The sequence below is a fragment of the Mesorhizobium sp. M0633 genome (assembly GCF_040320645.1).
Lineage (GTDB): Bacteria > Pseudomonadota > Alphaproteobacteria > Rhizobiales > Rhizobiaceae > Mesorhizobium.
The window spans coordinates 107,393-123,761 of the sequence record NZ_JAMYQC010000007.1; the positions used below are offsets into that span (position 1 = coordinate 107,393).

A 16,369-nucleotide genomic window follows, 5' to 3' on the forward strand; every position below is an offset into this window, starting at 1 on the left:
GGCGAAGCGGCGGGAAAGGCAAAGGACGAAGACAATGACCATCAATCTGCAGAAGCCGGACATCACCGAGCTCAAGCCGCGCATCACCGTGTTCGGTGTCGGCGGCGGCGGCGGCAATGCCGTCAACAACATGATCACCGCCGGCTTGCGCGGCGTCGAGTTCGTGGTGGCCAACACCGACGCACAGGCACTGACGATGTCGAAGGCCGAGCGGCTGATCCAGCTCGGCGCGCATGTCACCGAGGGTCTCGGCGCCGGATCGCAGCCTGAAGTCGGGCGCGCGGCGGCGGAAGAGTGCATCGACGAGATCATCGATCATCTCTCCAACACGCATATGTGCTTCGTCACTGCCGGCATGGGCGGCGGCACCGGCACCGGGGCGGCTCCCGTCGTTGCCCGCGCTGCCCGCGAAAAGGGTATCCTTACCGTCGGCGTCGTCACCAAGCCGTTCCACTTCGAAGGCCAGCGCCGCATGAAGACGGCCGACATGGGTATCGAGGAACTGCAGAAATGCGTCGATACCCTGATCGTCATTCCCAACCAGAACCTGTTCCGGCTGGCCAATGACAAGACCACCTTCGCCGATGCCTTCGCCATGGCCGACCAGGTGCTCTATTCGGGCGTTGCCTGCATTACCGACCTGATGGTCAAGGAAGGCCTGATCAATCTCGACTTCGCCGACGTCCGCTCGGTCATGCGCGAAATGGGCAAGGCGATGATGGGGACTGGCGAGGCTTCGGGCGAGGGCCGTGCAATGGCCGCGGCGGAAGCCGCCATCGCCAACCCGCTGCTCGACGAGACCTCGATGAAGGGCGCCAAGGGCCTGCTGATCTCGATCACCGGCGGCCGCGACCTGACCCTGTTCGAAGTCGATGAGGCGGCAACCCGCATTCGCGAAGAGGTCGACCAGGATGCCAATATCATTCTGGGCGCCACTTTCGACGAGGAACTCGAAGGCGTTATCCGCGTGTCGGTGGTCGCCACCGGCATCGACAAATCGGCGGCCGAAATCGCTGCCGCGCCGATCGCCATCCGCACGGCTCCGCCGAAGCCGGTCAGCCGCCCGGCGGCTCAGGTCACGGAAATGCGCCCGGCGCCTGTCCAGCAGCCGATCTATGAACCACGTGCTGCCGATCCGGTCGCCGAGGCCATTCAGCTCGCCGAGGCGAATGCGGCAGCGATGGCGCAGGCCCGCCCGGCACCGGTCGCGCATGCGGAAGACTTCCGTCCGCAGAGCAAGATCTTCCAGGCGCCTCCGGCTCAGCCGCAGCCGATGATGCAGCCAGCGGTTCAGCAAGCGATGCAGCCTGCTCCGCATCGTGAAATGCCGCAGCCGGTTGCCGCAGCACCCCAGCGCATGCCGCGGGTCGAGGATTTCCCGCCGCAGGTGAAGGCCGAAGTGGAAGCCAAGGCGCGCCCGGCCGACCACGAAAACAGCGGCCCGATGGGCTTGCTCAAGCGCCTGACCAACGGCTTGACCCGCCGCGAAGAGGAGCCTGCAAGGCTGCAGCCGGCGCAGCCTCGCGAACCGAAACTGCGCCAGGCGCCGGCGGAAGTGCGCCGCCTTGCCAGCCAGGATCCGCAGCTTTACGCGCCGCGCCGCGGCCAGCTGGACGAGCAGGGCCGACTGACGCCGCAGAGCCGGGCTGTCCAGGAAGACGATCAGTTGGAGATTCCCGCCTTCCTGCGCCGACAGGCCAATTGATCTGTTAACGGTTCGTAACAGTTATTAACAGGCGAGCAGGAAACTGTTCGCCTGTTAACTTTAAAAGTGATTGTAAAACAAGGACTTATGGGGCAATCCCGCGCTGGACCGCAGTTACAAAGAGTAAGAAACCGTGATTTGGAGACTCCCCGCGGGACCATTATCTTCGCCACCGACCAAAGTCGGTTTGCTGGGAGTCTCGGGGAAGTGGCCCTGCCTGCCGATCAATCAAGAGCCGCGCCCTCAGGGCAGATGAAGCGGACCTAGGCAGCGTGGGCTATGGGGATTGTTTTGCACGACTATCAGACGACACTTAAATCGCGCGCGACGCTGACTGGCATCGGCGTTCACAGTGGCAATCCGGTCACCGTCCATTTCCTGCCGGCGGATGCCGATACGGGTGTCGTCTTCCAGCTCTCGAATGCAAGCGGAAGCCACGAATTTCGCGCGCTCGTCTCCGAGGTCGGCGCCACCGATCTCTGCACCATGCTTGGCGATCCGCATGGCGAGCACATTGCCACGGTCGAGCATCTGATGGCGACGCTTTTCGGGCTTGGAATCGACAATCTCGTCATCGAAATCGACGGCCATGAGGTGCCTATCCTCGACGGCAGCGCAGTGATGTTCGTCGAGGCCATTGACCAGGCAGGCATCGAAACGCTGCCGGTCAAGCGTCGCTACATCAGGGTGGTCAAGCCGGTTCGCATCGAGAACGGCGCCTGCTGGGCGGAGTTCAGGCCCTATGACGGCACGCGCTTCGAGATCGAGATCGATTTCGAAAGCCCGGCGATCGGGCGCCAGCTTTTTGCATCCGACATGAACGCTGACATTTTCCGCCGCGACGTCGCGCGGGCCCGCACTTTCGGTTTCATGAAGGACGTCGAGCGGCTGTGGGCGGCAGGCTATGCGCTCGGCTCGTCTTTGGAAAACTCCCTGGTGATCGGCGACGACAACCGCGTGATCAACATGGGAGGCCTGCGCTATCCCAACGAGTTCGCGCGCCACAAGACGATGGATGCGATGGGCGACCTGGCGCTCGCCGGTGCCCGGTTCATCGGCTGCTTCCGCTCCTATCGTGGCGGCCACAGGCTGAACGCAGCAGCGCTGCGCCGTCTCTTGTCCGACCGTTCGGCTTTCGAGATCGTTGAGACGACGCGCCGCGAGCGCGGGCGTACCGCCGAGATGAGCGCCGTCAACGCACCCCTCTATGCGCCCTGGATGATCTGATTCTTAACGTTTTTGCGGCTCTTATCGCGATCAGCTGTGTTGCATGGATGCATCACCGGCCGGCCAAATTACACAGCTTTCCAGGTGGCGCCAAACCGCCACAAAAATGTGCGATTGGCCGGGGATAGCGTTGCCGGGCAAGGCAATTATGGTTTATGGCTGCTGCCGTCGACTGAAATGACGCCGAAAGGGCGGAATCCAAACATGTTTTTCAAGCGAGTTGGTCAATCGAAGGCGCTGCGGCGGGCTGTTTTCCTGGCGCTTTCGGTGGTCGTTCCATCGCTGTTTCTGTCGGCCTGCATGTCGTCCGAGAAGGACGTCGATCTGTCGACCTATGTCGATCAGACCGAGCCGGCCGACGTGCTCTACAATCAGGGTCTCGCCAATCTGAATGCCGGGCGACTGCAGGAGGCAAGCCGCAAATTCGATGCTGTCGACCGCCAGCATCCCTATTCCGAATTCGCCCGCAAATCGATGGTGATGGGTGCCTTTGCCGACTACCGTCAGGGCAATTACGACGAGGCGATCGGTTCGGCCAAGCGCTACCTGACCCTGTACCCGTCGACCGACGATGCGGCCTATGCCCAGTATATTATCGGGCTGAGCTACTACCGCCAGATCAAGGACGTCACCCAGGACCAGAAGGAAGCGCGTCTTACCGTGCAGACGATGCAGGACCTCGTGACGCGCTGGCCCACGTCCGAATATGCCGACGACGCCAAGGAGAAGATCCGCTTCGCCAACGATCAGCTCGCCGGCAAAGAGATGCAGATCGGCCGCTATTATCTCGAGCGCCGCGAATACATCGCGGCCGTCAAACGGTTCCGCAACGTGGTGGAGAACTATTCGAACACACGTCATGTCGAGGAGGCGCTGGCGCGTCTGACCGAGAGCTACTATGCGATGGGGCTGACGTCGGAAGCGCAGACCGCTGCGGCCGTGCTCGGCACCAACTATCCCGACAGCCAGTGGTACAAGGACTCCTACAAGCTCCTGCAGAGTGGTGGGCTCGAGCCGCGCGAGAATGCCGGATCGTGGATCTCCAAGGCCGGGAAGCTGATCACCGGCGCCTGAGCGGCGCGTTACCATGCTCTCCAGGCTGTCGATCCGCGATATCGTTCTGATCGAGAAGCTGGACATCGACTTCTCGTCCGGCCTTTCGGTGCTGACCGGCGAAACCGGCGCCGGAAAGTCCATCCTGCTCGACGCCTTGTCGCTGGCGCTTGGCGCCCGCGGCGACGCCTCGTTGGTGCGGCATGGCGCGGCACAAGGCCAGATCATCGCCGTGTTCGACGTGCCGCGCAACCACGCGGCTCGCATGCTGCTTGCCGAGAATGCCATCGAGGACAACGGCGACATCATCCTGCGCCGCGTCCAGACGGCTGACGGCCGCACGCGCGTTTTCGTCAACGACCAGCCGTCCAGCGTGACGCTGATGCGCGACATCGGCCGTGCGCTGGTCGAGATCCACGGCCAGCATGACGAGCGCGCTTTGGTCGATCCCGGCGCCCATCGCGAGTTGCTCGACAGTTTCGGTGGCCATCTCGGCGCTGCTCGGGCAACCGGCGAGGCGTGGCGGCATTGGCGTACCTGCGAGCAGGAATTTTCACGGCACCGGGCCAAAGTCGAGGCAGCTGCCCGCGAGGCCGATTATCTGCGTGCAGCGGTCGCCGAATTGACCAGGCTCGATCCGCAGCCGGGCGAAGAGACGGAGCTGGCCGAACTGCGCGCCGCGATGATGCGAGCGGAAAAGATCGCCTCGGAAATCCACGACGCCCAGGATGTGCTCTCGGGGCCGTCCTCGCCCTTGCCGCAACTGGCCAGCCTGCTCAGGCGGCTGCAGCGCAAGGTGACCGAAGCGCCCGGGCTGCTCGAGGATGTCGTCAAATCGCTCGACGAGGCGATGCTTTCGCTCGACGCGGCGCAGTCGGGCGTGGAAGCAGCACTTCGCGCCACCGAATATGATCCGCAGCGGCTGGAGAAGGCTGAGGAGCGGCTGTTTTCGCTGCGTGCCGCCTCGCGCAAGCACAGCGTCGCCGTCGACGACCTGGCACAATTGCGTGACACCATGGCTGCCGACCTTGCCGATCTCGACGCCGGCGAAGAGCGCTTGCATGCGCTGGAGAAACAGGCTGCGGCGGCGCGCCAGGCCTATGACATTACGGCGGCCCAGCTGTCGTCGCCTCGCCATGCGGCGGCCGTCGGGCTGACCAAGGCGGTGATGACCGAACTGCCGGCGCTGAAGCTCGAACGGGCCGAGTTCATCGTCGAGATCGCAAGCGATGCCGAGAGCCGCATGGAAGAAGGCATCGATCAGGTCGAGTTCTGGGTGCGCACCAATCCCGGCACCAGGCCCGGCCCGATGATGAAGGTCGCTTCCGGCGGCGAGCTTTCGCGCTTCCTGCTGGCGTTGAAGGTAGCACTCGCTGACCGGGGCTCGGCGCCGACCTTGGTCTTTGATGAGATTGACACCGGCGTCGGCGGTGCGGTTGCCGACGCCATCGGCCAGCGGCTGGCGCGGCTGGCAAACCGCGTGCAGGTGCTTTCGGTCACGCATGCACCGCAAGTGGCGGCGCGCGCGGCGACTCATTTCCTGATCTCCAAATCAGGCGGGGCCGACCGGGTCTCGACCGGCATCGCCGAGATGGACCGGGTGGCGCGGCAGGAAGAGATCGCACGCATGCTCGCCGGCGCCACCATCACCGACGAGGCGCGCGCGGCGGCCGAGCGGCTGCTGCGGGAGAACACCGCTGCAGCCTAGAGCGGTTTATCGTTTCACGGAAACGCCGAACCGCTCTACCTCTTTGTTTGCGCAATTCCGGACGGAAAACCGTTTCACACTTTTCCTGGAATTGCTCCAGGCGAGTTCGTTTTCGGCGCTCGCGACCTGAGTCAGGGTATGGCTCCATCCTGCTGTTCAGGAATGATTTTCCGTGTCTGGTCTCTCCCTCATGAGAGAATCCTGTTCTATTGTGTCGCGCCACCGTGGAGGGAGCAGTGCATGGACGAAAAACCAGTCGATTCGCTCAGCGAAAGCGAGGCGGCAAGCGAGTTGAAGCGGTTGGCGCAGGAGATCGCCGAGCACGACCGGCGCTACCATGGCGAGGACGCGCCGATAATCACGGATGCGGAATATGACGCGCTGACGCGGCGCAACCTCGCCATCGAGCAGCGGTTCCCGCATCTTGTGCGCGAGGATTCGCCCTCACGCAGGGTCGGCGCGCCGCCGGCGGAAGGTTTTGCCAAGGTGCGCCACGCGGTGCCGATGCTCAGCCTTGCCAAGGCCTATACCGACCAGGACGTCGCGGACTTCATAGAACGGGGCCGGCGATTCTTTGACCGCGACAAGGATCTGAACATCGCCTTCACGGCGGAGCCGAAGATCGACGGGCTATCGGCTTCCCTGCGATATGAAGGCGGTGTGTTCGTGCAGGGAGCAACGCGCGGCGACGGCGTCGTCGGCGAGGATATCACCGCCAATCTCAAGACCATCGCCGATATTCCCAAGACCTTGAAGGGATCGGACTGGCCCGAGGTCATCGAAATACGCGGTGAGGTCTATATGACCTACGCGGAATTCGAGGCGCTGAAGCAGCGTTCGGCGGCGATAGGTGGCCAGGATTACGTCAATCCGCGTAACACGGCGGCTGGATCGCTGCGCCAGAAGGACCCGTCCGTTACCGCCAGCCGCAACCTCAAATTCTTTGCCTACGCCTGGGGCTATACTTCAAAGGATCCAGCTCCGACCCAATACGATTCCGTGCAAAAATTCGCGGAGTGGGGATTCAAGGTCAGCCCGCTGATGGTCCGGGCAAGATCGGTCGAGGAACTGGTCGCGCACTATCACCTAATCGAGGCCCAGCGCTCATCGCTGGGCTACGACATCGACGGCGTCGTCTACAAGGTCGACCAGCTGGAATTGCAGCGCAGATGGGGTTTCGTCACTGGCGAACCACGCTGGGCCGTCGCCCACAAATTTCCGGCCGAACAGGCGATGACAACCGTGCTCAGGATCGACATTCAGGTGGGCCGTACCGGTACGCTGGCGCCCGTTGCCCGGCTTGCGCCCGTCACGGTCGGCGGCGTCGTGGTCGAAAATGTCACGCTTCACAACGAAGACTACATCAAGGGTCTTGACAGCAACGGCCAGCCGATCCGCGACGGCTATGATGTGCGTATCGGCGACACGGTGGTCATCCAGCGGGCAGGGGACGTCATTCCGCAGATCGTCAGCGTAGTAGCCGACAAGCGTCCGCCAGATGCCGTGCCCTACGAATTCCCGCACAACTGTCCGATCTGCGGCTCGCCGGCAACGCGCGAGATCAACGAGAAGACCGGCAAGGAAGATTCCCGGCGACGTTGCACCGGCGAACTGATCTGTCCTGCGCAGGCCGTCGAAGGATTGCGCCACTTTGTGTCGCGCGGCGCCATGGATATCGAAGGCCTGGGCGCCGAAAACATAGATCTGTTCTTCAATGCCGGGTTGGTCAAGACAGCCGCCGATATCTTCACTCTCCGGGACCGCCGTCCCGCCGTCACCAAGGCGCTGGCGGAGCGACGGGAGGAGCAGGCCAGGCAGCGCGAGGCCGCATCGGGCAAAACGCGCAAGAATGTACGCAGCGTCGAGGAACGCAACTATGACGGCCTCGACAAGCTCTTCGCTGCCATCGACGCCCGCCGCGAACCCGAACTCGATCGCTTCATCTTCGCGCTGGGCATCCGCCATATCGGCGAAACGACGGCCGCTGTGCTTGCCCGAACCTTCTCGACGATCGAGGAGTTGATCCGCATTGGCAAGGAGACGGCAGCGGCAGCCGATCCACACACCGTTTTTCCTTCGATCAACGGCATCGGCGATACGGTGATAGGCGCCCTTCGCGATTTCTTCGGCAATGAACGCAACGACGCCGTGCTTGAAGCGCTGCTCACACAGATCCACCCGAAGCCGTACATTGTGAACGTCTCAGCCAATAGTGCGGTCGCCGGCAAGACAATCGTGTTTACAGGCACGCTGGAAAAGATGACGCGCCCGGAGGCCAAGGCGATGGCTGAACGTCTCGGCGCGAAGGTCGCCGGCTCGGTTTCCGCGAAGACCGATCTCCTGGTGGCAGGGCCAGGCGCCGGTTCCAAGCTGAAGGAGGCGACCAAATTCGGCATCGAGGTGATCGACGAAGACACCTGGCTGCAGCGGATTGGCAAGGGCGGGTGATGGCGGCTGCGTTCAACGGTTTTGGGCAAAAGGCCATTCCCTTCCTCAAGGCGCTGGATTTTCATCAGAGCCGGGAGTGGTTTTTGGAAAACCGCGACCTTTTCGAGCGCGACCTGCGCGATCCCTTCGGCGATCTGGTCGAGACGCTCTCCGAGCGCTTCACGGCCGCGGGGCTCGGCCTGCGCGGCGACCGCAAGAAGTCGCTGTTCCGGATTAACCGCGACGTGCGTTTCGCCAAGGACAAACGGCCTTATAACCGGCATTTGTCGGCGATCCTTTCGCCCGACGGCACCAAGATGGAACAGGGCGTGTTTTACGTCCATATCGGGCTGGAGCGCTGCTTTGCCGCCGTTGCCTGGTGGCAGCCCGGACCGGAGCTATTGCTGGCGCTGCGCAACGCGATCGCGAAGCGGTCCGCTGAATTCCGCAGCCTCGTTGCGGCGCTGAAGAAGAACGGCCTCGAGTTCGACCCGGACGGCTGCATGAAGCGCACGCCGCGCGGCTTCGAGCATATCGCCGAGCCCGATCTCGCTGCCGCGATCCGCAACCGGCATTTTGCCGTCCGGCACGCAATCGAGCCGGCGGATATCTACGGAGCTGGATTGGTCGACGAGCTTGTCGACTTCGCCATGCGGGCAAAACCGCTGCTCGACTGGGGCAGGGCGATCGAAGGCAAGGCTTCGCCGCGCTAGGCTCGGAAGGGAGCTTGCCGCGACGCTTCAGCCATCATTTCCGCTGATCGTTTGCCTCAAGCAAATTGGTGTGACAAGCCGGGCCGCTCTCTCTACATACGGCCGTTCCCAAGGAGCGATCGATGTCGGCGGAAGCAATCTCCGAAAACGGAGCGAAAAGCGATTTCTGGGACGGCGTGCGGCTCAGCATGCCCGTCGTGGTGGCGTCGGCGCCGTTTGCATTACTATTCGGGGCGCTCGCCGTCGACAACGGGTTTTCCGTGCTCGAAGCGTTCCTGATGAGCGCAACGGTGTTCGGCGGCGCCAGCCAGATGGTGGGCATCGAGCTGTTCGGCCAGCATGTCGCGCCGTGGCTGATCGTGCTGTCGATCTTCGCGGTGAATTTTCGCCATGTCCTCTATTCGGCTGGCATCGGCCGGCGCATTGCGCATTGGCCGCTGGTGCAGCAGGCGATAGGCTATTTTGTGCTGACCGATCCGCAGTTCGCGGTGGCCGAGCGCAAGGCGGAGGCCGGCGAGACCGTCGGGTTTACCTGGTATATGGGGCTTGGGCTGCCGGTCTATGTGTTCTGGGTGATTGAAAGCGCGCTCGGCGCGATGTTCGGCAAGCTTATTCCCGACACCCACGCGCTGGGCATCGACTTCCTGCTGCCGATCTATTTTCTCGGCCTGGTCATGAGCTTCCGTAAGCGGCCGCTGTGGCTGCCGGTGGTCGTCGCCAGCGCTGCCGCCTCCATCATTGCATACAAAACGGTCGGCTCGCCCTGGCATGTCTCCATCGGCGCGCTGGCCGGCGTGCTGCTCGCCGTCATCCTGCCGCCCCGCCACAGCGGCGTGGAGGCACGGCCATGAGCACGACCTTGTGGATCATCATCGCCGCTTCGATCGCAACCTATCTGACCCGCATCGGCGGTCATCTGGTGATCTCACGCTTCGACCATATCCATCCGCGCGTCGAAGCCGGGCTGAACGCCGTGCCGGCGGCGGTGCTGACCACGCTGGTGGCGCCGGCGGCGCTCAGCGCCGGGTCGGCGGAATGGGCAGCCTTGATCGTCGCCGGCCTTGTCTCACTGCGCGGCGGCCTGATGGCGATGTTCCTGGCGGGTGCTGCCGTGCTGATCCTCGCGCGGCAGCTCGTCGGCTGATCGACTTTTGCCTTGGCGGCGAGAGCACACATGCGCTTTACCGCAGCGACTATTGCCGCGCCGACCCGCGACAGGCTCAGCCGGATCGCCTCCGCTCTCTCCTGGTGGGCGCAACGCACGGCGTCGCTATAGAGTGCTTCGCGCTGCTTCGGCGTCAATGCGCTTAGATCGATCGGCTGGATGCCGAAGGGCTCACGCGACATTTCCATCTCCCCTGGTTTGCCGTGTTGATCGGCAGCTACACCGGCGATTTACGGGAAAGGCATAATCAGTTAAAATGAATAATTAAGATCGTTATGTTCTCCAGGAGAGATGTATGGATTTGACCGATCTGCGCATCTTCCGCACGGTGGTGCGTGAGGGCGGAATCACCAGGGCGGCGGAAAAACTGTTTCGCGTGCAGTCGAACGTGACCACACGCATCCGGCAGCTCGAGGAGGATCTCGGCGTGCAGCTGTTTATCCGGGAGGGCAAGCGCCTGCACGTATCGCCGGCCGGTCACAAATTGGTCGGCTATGCGGATCGGCTGCTGGCGCTTGCGGAGGAGGCGCGAACGGCGATGCTCGATCCACGCCCGCGCGGCACGCTTCGCCTAGGTGCTATGGAGAGCACCGCCGCGGCACGGCTTCCAAGTCTGCTCGCCGATTATCACGCACGTTATCCCGAAGTGGAAATCCAGTTGCGCACCGGCAATCCGCAGGTTCTCGCGACCGCCATGCTTGCCGGCGAACTCGATGCAGCGTTCGCAGCCGAGCCGATCGCTGACGTTCCGTTCGAAAAGCTGCCCGCATTCCACGAGCAGCTGGTCATTGTCTCGGCGGCATCGCGCGTTTCGGTCGAAGACCACCTGGACATGCCCAAAACCATGATAGCCTTCGAGCACGGCTGTCCGCACCGCAAGCGGCTGGAACAATGGTATGCGCGCAGAGGGTTCATGGCCGAGAAAACCATCGAGCTTGGTTCATACCATGCCATCCTTGGTTGCGTGGTGGCTGGCATGGGCATAGCGCTGATGCCGAAAAGCGTGCTTTCGGGTTTCCCGGAAAGCCGCTGGCTAAAGCTGCACGAACTGCCCTCTGACGAAGACAACGCCGTCACGGTGTTGTTCTGGCGCAAGGGAGCCGGTTCTCCCAACGTCACCGCTTTGCAGGGACTGCTTGCGGAGCAAAGCCTGCCAACCGGCGTTGCCGCCGGCGCTATTGCTTGAGGTCGTGCGGCAGCGGGGCGGTTGCTTTTTCCAGCCAGGCCAGCGTCTCGCCGTCGAGCATCGGTCCGATCTCGGCCAGTACGCGGGCATGGTATTCGTCAAGCCAATGCAACTCGTCGCGGGTTAAAAGGTCCGACCGGATCAGCCGCTTGTCGATCGGAGCCAGCGTCAGCGTCTCGAAGCCGTGCATGGCGATGTCGCCGCCCTCGATTGCCTCGGCCGGTGTCACCAGAATCAAGTTCTCGATGCGGATGCCGTAGGAACCTTCCTTGTAATAGCCGGGCTCGTTGGAGAGGATCATGCCGGCCAGCAGCTTTTCGGTACCGGTCTTGGCGATACGCTGCGGGCCCTCATGCACGGCAAGATAGGAGCCGACACCGTGCCCAGTGCCATGGGCGAAATCGCAGCCGTGTCTCCATAGCGCCAGGCGCGCCACTGCATCGATTTCGGAGCCGCGCGTGCCCTGGGGGAAGCGCAGCATGGAGATGCCGATCATGCCTTTCAGCACCAGCGTGAAGCGCTCGCGCATCTCCTCGGTTGGCGCGCCAATCGGAACCGTGCGGGTAATGTCGGTGGTGCCGTCCTGGTACTGCCCGCCGGAATCGAGCAGGAACAGTTCGCCATCCCCCACCTTGCGATTGGTGGCGCGGGAGACGCGGTAGTGCATGATGGCGCCGTTAGGACCAGCGCCGGAGATGGTATCGAACGATACGTCGCGCAGCGGCATCTGCGTTTCTTCGCCGGTCTGACGGCGCGTCTCCTCAAGCCTGGTCACAACGGCGATTTCGTCGAGCGTGCCGGGCTTCTGGCGGTCGAGCCAGCACAGCAGCTTGGCGACCGCGGCGCCGTCGCGGCGATGTGCGGCGCGTGCGCCGGCGATCTCAGCTTTGTTCTTTGTTGCGCGTGGAATGCGGGCCGGATCGGCCGTGGCAATGACGGTGCCGCCATTATCCTCGACCAGCATTCTGAGCTTGTCCGCCGCGAGAACCGGGTCCAGCGCGATCTTTGCGCCGCCCTTGGCCCGGGTGACGATTGCCGATTCGAATTCACCTGGTTCGTGCAATTCGGCGAGCTGCGTCAGGTAGGCCGCGACGGTGCGCGAAAACTTGCGCTGGTCCATGAAAAGCAGATGCGAGCCGTCGGCGGCGAGCACGGCAAAGCCGAGCGCCAGCGGTGTGTGCGGTACGTCGCCGCCGCGGATGTCGAAGGCCCAGGCAATGGAGGAGGGGTCGGTCAGCACGGCATGGGTGGCGCCGTCCTTCTCGGTGGCCGCCGCCAGCCGCACCAGCTTGTCCTTGGCCAGTTCGCCGGCAAAGCCGATCGGGTGGATCTCGACCGGCGCCAGTGGCGGCCCGGGCTGGTCCTGCCAAATGGCGTCGATTGGATTCTCTTCGAGCGGCACCAGTATCGCGCCTGATTTCTCGGCCGAGGCCTTCAGCGCCTTGACGTCACTGATCGTATGGAGCCACGGATCGAAGCCCAACCGCACGCCCTTGCCGAGATTGTCGTTGATCCAGTTGGCCGGCGGGTTGTCGACAAGGCTCTCGATCGAAAAGATGTCGAGATCGACCTCCTGGCGCACCTGCAGCGTGTAGCGCCCGTCGACAAACATGACGGCGCGCTCGCCAAGCACAATGGCGACGCCGGCCGAGCCGCTGAAGCCGGTCAGCCATTTCAGCCGTGCCGAGCGATCGGCGACATATTCGCCCTGGTGCTCGTCGGCACGGGGCACAATGAAGCCATCCAGCCCGTTCGCCGCCAACCATTGGCGCAGCATTGCTACGCGCGGCTTGCCAACGGCCGGATCGCCGGCGGAATCGAAGGTCTGGAACATGTCGGCTCTCCTCGAATGCTGGCGCGACCGTAGCGCATGACCTCGAAAATCGGAATCGATTTTCGGAACGATCATTCCCGGTTGCTGCGTGTCTCTTTGCGCATGGAGGCCATGCAGAATCGGCGATTTCAAAAAGCGTCAGCAAGGCTTACCTTCTTCACGTGGAGGAAAGAGTCCTATTGCCCTGCAAAGGAGACCGTCATGTCCACGATTTCACCTAGACGCGGATTTTTCAGAAACGCTGTGAAAGCGCTGATCGAAGCTCGCCAGCGCGAGGCGAGCCGGTATGTGAGCGGCGTTCTGCTTGGCTTTGACGACGAAACGCTGAAAGCTCACGGCTACGATCGCGAACAGCTGAAGAAAGCGGCGAACTCGCGCTAGGTCCGAGCTGATTCCGGCTTGCGTTGAAGGCGCTGCGCCTCAGCGCTTGAGGTGAATCGTCACCCAGCCCTCGCGGTGCAAGGTGCGGACGTGCCGGAATTTCTGGCCGACATAGGCCGCGATTACCGCATCGCGCTGGCGCTCGAGGATGCCCGACAAAACGATCGAGCCACCGAGCGCGATATGTCCGGCCATTTGCGGAGCCAGACGCATCAGCGGCCGCGCCAATATGTTGGCGACGATCAGGTCGAAGGGCGCACGCGCGGCAAAGATCGGATGATGAAAACCGGGCGCCGCCACCGTTTCAATGAGCCCCTTGACCTGGTTCAGCCGCGCATTGGCGGCGGCCACCTTGACGGCGACCGGGTCGATGTCGGTCGCCAGCACCGGAACATGCGCGAGCTTGGCCACCGCGATGGCGAGCACCGCGCTGCCAGTGCCAAGGTCGAGCGCGTTGCGCGGATGCTCGCGCTGTATGACCTGCTCCAGCATTTCGAGGCAGCCGGCGGTGGTGCCGTGATGGCCGGTACCGAAGGCAAGGCCGGCCTCGATCTCGATGGCGAGCTCGCCGCTGTGGCGCTTCCTGCGGTCATGCGCGCCATGGACGAAGAAGCGCCCGGCCCGCACCGGCTTCAATCCCTCCAGCGAGCGCGCCACCCAGTCGATGTCGGGCAGCGCTTCGCGCGCTATCGGTTTCGACAGCGACAGTCCGGCAAGGATGTCCCTAAGCCGCGCCTCGACCGCATCAACGTCGTCGTCGGCATAGAGCGATACTTCGTGGATGTCGCGGTCCTCGTCGACCTCGAGCACCGCAATCGGCAGGCCCTCATCGTCGAATGCCGCACCGAGCGCCGCGAAGATGCGGTCAGCCTCGATCTTGCCCGCGGTGAAATACAAACGCGTCTGCGTCATTACCGGATGTGTCAACCTTCCGCCGCCAGCCGTTTGAGCTTGGCGATGGCGGCATCCGGGCTTTCGCCATAGGCAATGGTGCCGGCGAAATCGCCCTTGGCGTTGAGCAGCAGCACCGAAGCAGTGTGGTCCATCGTGTAGTCGCCGTCGTTCGTGTCGACTTTCTTCCAGTAGATGCCGAAGGACTTGGCCATGGCGTGGACCTTGTCGGGATCGCCTGATATGCCGAGGATGCGATCGGAGAAATTGCTGACATAGGTGTTCATGATTTCGGGCGTATCGCGCTCCGGGTCGACCGTAACGAAATAGGCACGCAGGTTCTTGCCGTCGTCGCCCATCGTCTTCAGCCAGCCGGCCAACTCGAAAAGCGTGGTCGGGCAGACTTCCGGACAGTGCGTGAAGCCGAAGAAGACGACGCTGGGGTGGCCACGAAACGCGGCTTCGGTGACCGGCGCGCCCTTCTGGTCGACCAGCGTGAACGGTGCTCCGAACGGCTCGCCGCCATAATGTCCGCGGTACCAGTCGAAGGTGAGCCAGCCGATTCCGGCGGCCATCAGGACGAGAATACCGACCAGAATTGAACGCATCATCAGTGAAAGTCCGTCGTTATTCCATCGGGCGCCGGGTTGGCGCCGTGAAGGCCCTGGCTTGGCGAACACTCTTAGCGGTTCGGTCGCGCCGACGCAAAGATGTCGCGTTGCCGCAACCGGCAATCCTGTGGGAGGCGATCTGCTTGCAAAGCGCTGCCGTTCGTCCCACCTGAGGTCGGCAAAATTTGAACCGCAGGAGGCCTCTTTGCGAAGACTGATTGGCGGCGCGTTAGCCGCATGCCTTGTCATTGGCGCCGGCGCGGCCGCCGCCGAGGAAGTCGGCAAGGTCGGCGTCGATTGGCTCGGCAACGATATCATCGTCGAGGCGATCAAGGATCCGAAGGTCGAGGGCGTGACCTGCCACGTCTCCTATTTCGACCGTGGCGTGATCGACCGCCTGCAGAAAGGCAACTGGTTCGAGGACCCGTCCGATTCCTCGATCTCCTGCCGCCAGACCGGGCCGATCACCATTGGCGACATCGACATGAGCGAGGCCGGCGAGGAGGTGTTCAAGCAAGGCATCAGCCTGATCTGGAAAAAGCAGGTGGTGAACCGTATCTACGACAAGGCCAACGAGACGCTGATCTACCTGTCGCATTCACGCCAGGTGCAGGATGGCTCGGCAAAAATGTCGGTCACCACCGTGCCGCTCTACGGCCAGAACGTGGTGTGGACCAGCGGCAAGCCGAAATAGAGACTTAAGGTGCTACAGGGTCCTTGGCGCGTCCAAACTGATGCGCGGCGCTGCACTCGGCTTGCGAGACTATGCGCGCGGGCGTAAAGCGCGCGCATGGACCGTCCCGAACACCTTGTCCTGAAAGATCCCGAGCCGCGCATCCATCCGACGGCGGAGCTGAAGGCGTGCAAGCTTGGACGCCACGCGTCGATCGGGGAGCGGGTCATCCTGCGCGAGGTGACGGTCGGCGACTTCTCCTACTTCGAGCGCCACGCCGAGGCGATCTATACGACGATCGGCAAATTCTGCTCGATCGCCGCCAACAGCCGCATCAATGCGCTGGAGCATCCGGTCGAGCGGCTGACGCAGCACAAAATCAGCTATCGGCCCAACGAGTACTTCCGCTGGCTGGGTGTCGATCAGGCATTCCGCGACCGGCGGCGGGCGAGAGCCGTCAGCATCGGCCATGATGTCTGGATCGGCCATGGCGCCGTGATCATGCCTGGCATAGTGATCGGCAACGGCGCGATCGTCGGTGCCAATGCGGTGGTGACGCGAGACCTGCCGGCCTATGCAATCGTCGCCGGCGTTCCGGCCAGGCCATTGCGGCAGCGCTTCAGCGCGGGAACTGCGGCCCGGATCGAACGTCTTGCCTGGTGGGACTGGCCGCTCGAGAAACTGGCCAGGGCAGTCCCCGACATGCAGGCCTTGCCCATCGAGGCTTTCCTCGACCGCTGGGAAAACGGCGCCGCCTGACTTCGGGCGCATCTGCAAGCGGTCCGACGGCCTGCG

Annotated in this window: 15 protein-coding genes; 12 read left to right on the plus strand and 3 right to left on the minus strand. The window is 63.1% G+C overall.

Annotated features, from left to right (window positions below; all coding sequences use genetic code 11):
- Window positions 1–34: 34 nt before the first annotated feature.
- The 9 genes from ftsZ to NKI47_RS09585 all read left to right on the plus strand — a co-directional run bounded on the left by ftsZ (window position 35) and on the right by NKI47_RS09585 (window position 11,184).
- Window positions 35–1,705 carry a cell division protein FtsZ gene (gene ftsZ, locus NKI47_RS09545; RefSeq protein ID WP_023676758.1) on the plus strand — a complete coding sequence of 557 codons (1,671 nt, stop codon included), beginning with the start codon at window positions 35–37 and terminating at the stop codon, window positions 1,703–1,705.
- A gap of 279 nt (window positions 1,706–1,984) precedes the next feature.
- Window positions 1,985–2,932, plus strand: coding sequence for a UDP-3-O-acyl-N-acetylglucosamine deacetylase (gene lpxC / locus NKI47_RS09550; RefSeq protein ID WP_023676757.1), 948 nt, complete (start codon window positions 1,985–1,987; stop codon window positions 2,930–2,932).
- A gap of 204 nt (window positions 2,933–3,136) precedes the next feature.
- Complete coding sequence (locus NKI47_RS09555) at window positions 3,137–4,006, plus strand: outer membrane protein assembly factor BamD (RefSeq protein WP_023676756.1); 870 nt, start codon at window positions 3,137–3,139, stop codon at window positions 4,004–4,006.
- Between the two features lie 13 nt (window positions 4,007–4,019).
- Entirely contained in the window at window positions 4,020–5,693 is a 1,674-nt protein-coding gene (gene recN, locus NKI47_RS09560; RefSeq protein ID WP_352589464.1) for a DNA repair protein RecN, read from the plus strand.
- A gap of 240 nt (window positions 5,694–5,933) precedes the next feature.
- Window positions 5,934–8,141 carry an NAD-dependent DNA ligase LigA gene (gene ligA / locus NKI47_RS09565; RefSeq protein ID WP_352589467.1) on the plus strand — a complete coding sequence of 736 codons (2,208 nt, stop codon included), beginning with the start codon at window positions 5,934–5,936 and terminating at the stop codon, window positions 8,139–8,141.
- Window positions 8,141–8,833 (plus strand): DUF2461 domain-containing protein, encoded by a 693-nt coding sequence (locus tag NKI47_RS09570; RefSeq protein ID WP_352589470.1) that lies wholly within the window; start codon window positions 8,141–8,143, stop codon window positions 8,831–8,833. The genes ligA and NKI47_RS09570 overlap by 1 nt, the downstream gene beginning before the upstream one ends.
- A 122-nt stretch (window positions 8,834–8,955) precedes the next feature.
- Window positions 8,956–9,684 (plus strand): AzlC family ABC transporter permease, encoded by a 729-nt coding sequence (locus NKI47_RS09575; RefSeq protein WP_352589473.1) that lies wholly within the window; start codon window positions 8,956–8,958, stop codon window positions 9,682–9,684.
- Complete coding sequence (locus tag NKI47_RS09580) at window positions 9,681–9,977, plus strand: AzlD family protein (protein ID WP_352589476.1); 297 nt, start codon at window positions 9,681–9,683, stop codon at window positions 9,975–9,977. Before NKI47_RS09575 ends, NKI47_RS09580 begins: the two co-directional genes overlap by 4 nt.
- Before the next feature lie 316 nt (window positions 9,978–10,293).
- Window positions 10,294–11,184, plus strand: a complete 891-nt coding sequence (locus NKI47_RS09585) for a LysR family transcriptional regulator (protein WP_352589479.1) — start codon at window positions 10,294–10,296, stop codon at window positions 11,182–11,184.
- Here the strand turns inward: NKI47_RS09585 and NKI47_RS09590 are convergent.
- Window positions 11,174–13,018 (minus strand): aminopeptidase P family protein, encoded by a 1,845-nt coding sequence (locus NKI47_RS09590; RefSeq protein ID WP_352589482.1) that lies wholly within the window; start codon window positions 13,016–13,018, stop codon window positions 11,174–11,176. The genes NKI47_RS09585 and NKI47_RS09590 overlap by 11 nt on opposite strands.
- A gap of 36 nt (window positions 13,019–13,054) precedes the next feature.
- On the opposite strand from NKI47_RS09590, the gene NKI47_RS09595 reads away from it, so the two are divergent.
- Entirely contained in the window at window positions 13,055–13,399 is a 345-nt protein-coding gene (locus NKI47_RS09595) for a hypothetical protein (RefSeq protein WP_352589485.1), read from the plus strand.
- A gap of 39 nt (window positions 13,400–13,438) precedes the next feature.
- On the opposite strand, the gene NKI47_RS09600 is transcribed toward NKI47_RS09595, so the two are convergent.
- Both NKI47_RS09600 and NKI47_RS09605 read right to left on the minus strand, forming a co-directional pair.
- Window positions 13,439–14,311, minus strand: a complete 873-nt coding sequence (locus tag NKI47_RS09600; RefSeq protein ID WP_352589488.1) for a 50S ribosomal protein L11 methyltransferase — start codon at window positions 14,309–14,311, stop codon at window positions 13,439–13,441.
- 11 nt (window positions 14,312–14,322) lie between these two features.
- Window positions 14,323–14,901: an SCO family protein gene (locus NKI47_RS09605; RefSeq protein ID WP_352450110.1), complete on the minus strand. Its 579-nt coding sequence runs from the start codon at window positions 14,899–14,901 to the stop codon at window positions 14,323–14,325.
- Between the two features lie 205 nt (window positions 14,902–15,106).
- Between NKI47_RS09605 and NKI47_RS09610 the strand changes: the two genes are divergently transcribed.
- Window positions 15,107–15,595, plus strand: coding sequence for a CreA family protein (locus NKI47_RS09610; RefSeq protein ID WP_352589491.1), 489 nt, complete (start codon window positions 15,107–15,109; stop codon window positions 15,593–15,595).
- A 96-nt stretch (window positions 15,596–15,691) separates the two neighbouring features.
- Entirely contained in the window at window positions 15,692–16,333 is a 642-nt protein-coding gene (locus NKI47_RS09615; RefSeq protein WP_352589494.1) for a DapH/DapD/GlmU-related protein, read from the plus strand.
- The last annotated feature ends 36 nt before the right edge of the window (window positions 16,334–16,369 follow it).